We start from the raw sequence: 6,441 nt of genomic DNA, 5'->3' as shown, positions 1-6,441 counted from the left end.
ATATAAACAAAAATCATAGGAGACAAATATCATGGTCAAAAAATTTAGTATCGAATTCAAACAACAATCAGTGGATTATGCGTTATCTAATGCAGACCTTTCTATCAGCGAACTAGCCAACCATCTAGGTGTGGGTAAATCAACCCTAGATAAATGGATTAGGCAACTTTCCCCGAATAAAACCAGCCGTCGAGAGTTAACGGCTGAGCAACAACGGATTATGGCGTTAGAAAAAGAGATTAAAGAACTGAAAATGGCCAATGATATATTAAAAAAGGCGCATGTGTACTTCATCAACAATCCAAGTTGGTGAAGTACGCTTATATGAAAAACCATTTAATCTGCTATCCCGTTACTAGGATATGCTCATTACTTGGTGTCAGTTCATCTAAAAATACGGGTCGATAATGGGCCAGAATTTACAGGGAAAACCTTTATAAACTGGGCTAAATCACATGATATAGCCATTGATTATATCCAGCCCGGTAACCCTTATCAAAATGGCTATATTGAACGATTTAACCGTTCGTACCGTACAGAGGTATTGGATTTATATCTTTTTAATAATCTGGAACAGGTAAGGAGAATAACCGAAGAATGGTTAACGATTTATAACACCGAAAGACCGCATGAGGCATTAAATAACATGACACCGATTGAGTATAAAACACTAAAACAAGCAGCTTAATTTTCTACGTGAGGTGTGTACTAAGTTTGGGATATTTACAATTTCATTCTGACCGAGATAAAGAGTTTGATAATCTGTTATTAGAGAATTGTTTTAAGACATTTAATATCACGCATTCATTAAACAAAAAAGGGGGGGGGCATTATGACAATGCGGTAGCGGAAGCGACATTTAAAACAATTAAAACGGAGTTTTTAAAAGGCCAACGTTGTAACTCAATGGTTGAGTTACAACGCGCTTTTTCGGCTTATACCTATTGGTATAATCATAAACGATTACATTCTTCGTTAGGCTACTTGTCTCCCGTTGAATTTAAAAAACACTTACCCCCTTAATTTTTTGTTTGAAAATGTGTTGCCATTCCAGAGAGTTGTGTGTTAAAAATGGAGTATTTACAATTTACCTACACCTAGATATGGTTCGCAAGCTCACTTATGGAAAGGTGAGCATGAGATAATGCATAATCAACTGATTGTTGTTTGAATTCGACACTAAATTTTTTGACCATGATATTTGTCTCCTATGATTTTTGTTTATATCATAGAAGCAACTTTTGTTCACTTTTTTAGCGAGGATCAAGTAACATTACTATTACAATGTCTTATCTAACTCCCATTCAGCAGCAATCGGGAATGCTTTCATCATAAAGCTAGCTACTTTTGATATTTGCGCATCAGTGATAGTTCTGTGATCATTTAGACAAAATACTTCACATTTACCTTCTTTAATTTTTAACAATAAGTTAGATAATTTGGAATCTAAATTAGGATCATCAGAACTAACATATTCGTACCTAATTGAAGATAAAACGCTATTTCCTTCTACATACGAAAAATACGATGACATAAGATATAAAGGAGAAATAGTTCCACTCTCTCTAAACCTAGAGCGACTTGTTTCATCCATTTGTTTTTGGAACTGGCTGATCATTTTATCAATAACATGGACATTCTTAATCATTGGAGCATGTAAAGGCCAAAACGAAGGCCACTTATTGAACTTTTCATAAAAGCACTGAGCAGTGAATAAAGATAATTGATTTGTTGGTTCACTATCTGCAAATACTTCCCCATAAGCATTAGGTACAGGCTCAAGAAATAACTTTGCTATACCATTAGGATGGATAAAATGTTGCTTATTAACTGGAGAACCAAAAAAATAATCATCATTTGCATATATAAAATTATCCGATAATCCTTCTATTTTATGAATCCAAGATTCTATTGCTACAGAATTAAATACAGGTAAACATGTTTTATCATTACATATATCGCTATGGTTAACCATTACTATTTGTTCATGATCGGTATCCAACCAATACGGTATTTGATTATCAGTAACTATAAATATTTTTCTTATAAATTTAGCATACGAAGCAACACTACGTAAAGAATATCTCAATTGTTCATAATCTACAAAACGTGTATCTTGATTTTGAACATTTATCCCTGAATAATAACTCTTTTTTTCCAACCATTCAGGATCACTATCGCTTACCCAAGTATACACTATATCAATCGGACCTTCATATTCATCGAAAAGAAAAGAATTTAATTCTAACATTGAATTAATGCTATCAATATGCTGAATATTTTTTCCTAATCTAATTGGAGCAAATGAATGTACCGTTTTATTAATATGAGCTTTGGGTATAAATTGAATTTGAGCATTTTTGTTTCTTGTTATAACACCATGCGGAGTCATATACCAAGGATCGAATTGAAATATCGTATTTTTATATACATATGTATCATCATGAAAATACAATCTAACTAAGTCATACCTATTACTTCCTTCAACAATATACACACCTTTAGTGAATTTTTCGTTACCTTTAATTAATTCGATGATATTTCTAACAAATGCATCTTGTATTGCAATTCTAATAATATGATCCCAACCAGTATGAATAATATGATAATTAATCCCCGCTTTATCCAATAAACTAAATAGTATTTCATCTTGACCGTGCGGTGTAATAAAGTCTTCAATTAAATTTGATAATTTCACTGTTTTTGTCTTATTTTGCATTACTTTCTCAGAGTTTTTTACCATAGATGAATTAGTTGATTGATTGATTTTATTATCTTGAGTTTGTGGAATAATAACTTGTTCAGCTGAATTTAATTTATGCTCTAGTTTTTCTGCCGAATTTTTAATATTTAAATTAGACTTTTGTTCCAAACTTTTTTCCCCATTCAATTTACGAAATAAAAATGAGTCTTTAAAAAAAGACTTAGGCTTTTTTATTAATTTTCGAATTTTTTTTATTGTTTTAGGCATTATAGTTATCCTCAATAGCCACATTTTTAACTATATTGCATTTTATATTGTCGTCAGGAAAATATGCCGAGTCTAGTTTACTTATAGCATTAGATAATGAATATCTTTCGATTTTTTTCTTATCAACAAATCCTAATGACGGATTATCTATATATTCTTTCATTTTATTTGATAACGAATTAACACTCTCATTATCAAATAGGTAATTATCTGACTCCAGTATTTCTTTAAATGATGGGATATTTGATGCAATAATTCGACATCCAGAATTTATTGCTTCTAATAAGACAAGACCAAATGATTCAAAACGAGAAGGAATTACACATATATCGGCAATATCTAGCATATATGCAGCATTAAATATTTTTCCAGTAAATATAACGTTCTTTGATGCAATTTTTTTTAAATACGAACTTTCAGAACCATCACCGATAATAACTAGTTTATATCTTTCAGGATTAGCTTTATTAAATGCTCTAATTAGTATGTCAGCTCCTTTTACTAAATCTAATCTGCCAATATATACAATATATTTATATTTATTTTTAATATGAAACTTTCTTTTTAATAAAAATAGTTGTGTTTTATATGAATGGTTTATATTGCAAATAAAATTTTCGACGGTAAACACTTCTCCCGAATAATCATCTGGGACTTCTTGCTTCTGCCATTTCGCAACGGTAAACAATTTATCTGCAAAATAATACAACGGATGAAATCTTACATGCATTGTTACACAAATATTAAATTTTAATCCGAGTTTTTCTTTTATAAGCTTTCCGAGCAGACATCCGTAAGGCAAATGAGCATGAAGTATATCAATACAAGAAACTCTATCAATAAATAACTTATTTTTCATTAAATTTTTCATTTGATTATCTGGATGTGTTTCATTTTGCTCTACCCAAAATACATTTATAGATGGCAAAAATTTATTTAGAATATCTTTATCCTTAAATCCATCATGATGTCTAAGTATAACAGTAACATTATCTCCTCTGGCGGCTTGTTCATTAGCAATGCTTGCAGCAATTGATTCTGAACCCGCCCATCCACCGTGTGTTATCACATGAAGTATATTCATAAAATTAAATTCCAAACTAGTGTTAAGTATAAAATTTCGTTAAAAAAATCATTAAATTATTCTTATATTTTAATGAAATATCTTTTTTGGATTGAAAATCATTTGCACAAAAAGAATGTGGTAACAATTGATTTTCCATTTTTGTATTTAAAAAATTATAATTAGTATTAGCAAACGCAGAACGGATATTGAAGTAATAACAGATATCTCTCGCTAATACTGATTTTTGTTCAAAATACATAATCCATGGTACTAAAAACGTGGCTAAATTAAGATCATTATCATCCCTAAATCGATTACGAATAAAAGAGTTAACTTCAAAATTAAAATGTGACCATGCAAAAGTAAAATAAGATTTTTTTAATGGGATATATGTATGTACTAACGGAATACATACATTTTTTTGATACAGTTTAAGTAATAATTTTCTTGAATTCAGACAGGCTGATAGTGTTGGAGTTGTTGCACCTTTTTGTAACATTTCATCTAAATTTTTTTTATTTAAAAAAAGAGAAGATATATTATTTCCTGACAAAAAGTGGGATTTTGGTAGATATCTTGCAATAAAAACATCATCATTTAAATAAATAAAATTTTCAGATAACTCTGGAATATTATGTAAATGAGCCTCAATAACATGAGAATTAAAAGTAGGAAGGTATTTTTTGTCTATAATTTGGCTATGATCAATAATCTTAACTTTGCTAGGAAGATCAAAAGTCGGAATTTGATTATCTGTAATTAAAAAGACCGTTCTCACCCATGGCATATATAATTGAATACTTCTAATTACATAAAATAGCTCGCCATGGTCTTCAAACCTTGCATTATCTATAGAAATTGGATTAATGTCATTAATTTTTTCATTTTTATAATATTCAAACTTTGCTACCCAATCAGGATCTTGATTATTTACCCATGTAATAACTATATCAACAGGTTCATTACTTTCATTTGCAGTAATATCATATAATCTCAAATCATTTTCAATTAAAATATTTTCATGTAACAAATTATGTCCTTGTTCATCTAAGGACAATGGGTATTTTTTTATAAAATAATCCCTAAAAAATATTCCCGGCTTTTTTAAAAGTTTATTAAGTTTACTCATATTATGAATCTAATGTATATCAATAATAAATCTATTATATTAGAGTTTTGGTTATTTTTTCGAAATGAATAACATTTTGAATAATATATAGTTTTAATGTCACTTTATTATTCTGATAGAATGATTCATTAAAATTCTCGCTTTTAAGATCACTATAATATTCTAATTTATTGAAAGTTAATTTTATTTTTAATTTATAAACCCCATCAGGAATATCATCAATTGATAAACCTTCATTCCTAAAAGTGAGCATACCTGCTTTATCATAGCTAATATAGTCACCATTAAATAACTTCCTACTAATATTCGGATCTGAAAATTTTGCTAATTGCTTTGAGTAGCATGAATTTTCATTGATAAATGATAAATAGTTTTTTATATATGGACTATATTCTGGGCAAGGGACACCAATAATAGCCGCAATTCCCTTTAAATAAATTCTATTTTCCTGAAGAAATATATTATGTAATTCAACATAAGGATGATATTCTGTTTTATTGATAGGCTCATTAAAAGGATTTAGTTTGTGTATATTATGAAATACGCCTTGACCTACATATATAGGTTTATTTTCAATTGTCTTATTCCAATATTCCTTTTTAAATTTTATTTGATGTTGATGTGTTCTAATCCAAGGTTCACCAAGCATTACATGAGCTCTTTCCCAAGCAATGTTATGTCTGGTAGATCTAGCTGGAGAACCTATAATTATACAGTTATTTAGGTGTTTCCCTTTTACTATACTAGCAAACCCGACAACTGAACCTTCACCAATTTGACTTCCAGATAAAACTACTGAATTAAAAGCAAACCATACATGCTCACCAATAATAATATCTTTAGATTTATTTACTCGTTCTCCTGTATCAACATCATAAATTGCATGAGCATCATCAGAACGAATTTGGTTACCTGTAGAAAACATACAATCATCCCCAATGATGATTTTTGTTTTTTCTGCTGATGTGATATATATTTTATTAGTACAAGTTACATTATCACCAATATTAATTTGACAATAATAGCCGGCTCTTATTTGTCCTGATAAGTTCCCACTTTCTCCAATAAGAATAACAGCATTATGTGATGGAAAGTCAAAGTTAATATTACGAATATTACTTGTATCTGCAATAATTAACTTATTATTACCGCCAACAAAATTTACTGTTACATTATGCAAATTTTTTGGCGCAATAACTAGATTCCCTTTATTATCTGAATAATGACCATCTACCTTGATATTTTCCACTATATATATCATTTACGCTCTCTCTA

Annotated in this window: 6 protein-coding genes and 1 pseudogene; 3 read left to right on the top strand and 4 right to left on the bottom strand. The window is 29.5% G+C overall.

What is annotated here, in order from left to right; translation table 11 throughout:
* Nucleotides 1-31 precede the first annotated feature (31 nt).
* The 3 genes and pseudogenes from GQ589_RS10180 to GQ589_RS10170 all read left to right on the top strand — a co-directional run bounded on the left by GQ589_RS10180 (nt 32) and on the right by GQ589_RS10170 (nt 1,023).
* A complete protein-coding gene (locus tag GQ589_RS10180; RefSeq protein ID WP_160425991.1) occupies nt 32-313 on the top strand; it encodes a transposase in 282 nt (93 codons plus the stop codon).
* An 81-nt stretch (nt 314-394) separates the two neighbouring features.
* Nucleotides 395-688, top strand: a pseudogene (locus GQ589_RS10175) (integrase core domain-containing protein); the annotation flags it as partial.
* A gap of 26 nt (nt 689-714) precedes the next feature.
* Nucleotides 715-1,023, top strand: a complete 309-nt coding sequence (locus GQ589_RS10170) for an IS3 family transposase (protein ID WP_160425987.1) — start codon at nt 715-717, stop codon at nt 1,021-1,023.
* Between the two features lie 256 nt (nt 1,024-1,279).
* Here GQ589_RS10170 and GQ589_RS10165 read toward each other — a convergent pair whose 3' ends face one another.
* Genes GQ589_RS10165 through GQ589_RS10150 form a run of 4 tightly spaced genes read right to left on the bottom strand, consistent with a single transcriptional unit; the run spans nt 1,280 to nt 6,415 of the window.
* A complete protein-coding gene (locus GQ589_RS10165; RefSeq protein WP_160425985.1) occupies nt 1,280-2,971 on the bottom strand; it encodes a Stealth CR1 domain-containing protein in 1,692 nt (563 codons plus the stop codon).
* Complete coding sequence (locus tag GQ589_RS10160) at nt 2,964-4,055, bottom strand: glycosyltransferase family 4 protein (RefSeq protein WP_160425983.1); 1,092 nt, start codon at nt 4,053-4,055, stop codon at nt 2,964-2,966. Before GQ589_RS10160 ends, GQ589_RS10165 begins: the two co-directional genes overlap by 8 nt.
* 22 nt (nt 4,056-4,077) lie before the next feature.
* Entirely contained in the window at nt 4,078-5,166 is a 1,089-nt protein-coding gene (locus tag GQ589_RS10155) for a stealth family protein (protein WP_160425981.1), read from the bottom strand.
* A 34-nt stretch (nt 5,167-5,200) separates the two neighbouring features.
* Nucleotides 5,201-6,415, bottom strand: a complete 1,215-nt coding sequence (locus GQ589_RS10150) for an acyltransferase (RefSeq protein ID WP_160425980.1) — start codon at nt 6,413-6,415, stop codon at nt 5,201-5,203.
* Nucleotides 6,416-6,441 lie beyond the last annotated feature (26 nt).

The sequence above is a fragment of the Gilliamella sp. Pas-s27 genome (genome assembly GCF_009795865.1).
Lineage (GTDB): Bacteria > Pseudomonadota > Gammaproteobacteria > Enterobacterales > Orbaceae > Gilliamella.
This window is presented reverse-complemented; position numbering and strand designations above follow the sequence as displayed.

Bases quoted from the DNA above. Each gene is read 5' to 3' on its own strand.
- GQ589_RS10180 (WP_160425991.1), top strand. From the start codon at position 32: ATGGTCAAAAAATTTAGTATCGAATTCAAACAACAATCAGTGGATTAT.
- GQ589_RS10165 (WP_160425985.1), bottom strand. From the start codon at position 2,971: ATGCCTAAAACAATAAAAAAAATTCGAAAATTAATAAAAAAGCCTAAG.
- GQ589_RS10160 (WP_160425983.1), bottom strand. From the start codon at position 4,055: ATGAATATACTTCATGTGATAACACACGGTGGATGGGCGGGTTCAGAA.
- GQ589_RS10155 (WP_160425981.1), bottom strand. From the start codon at position 5,166: ATGAGTAAACTTAATAAACTTTTAAAAAAGCCGGGAATATTTTTTAGG.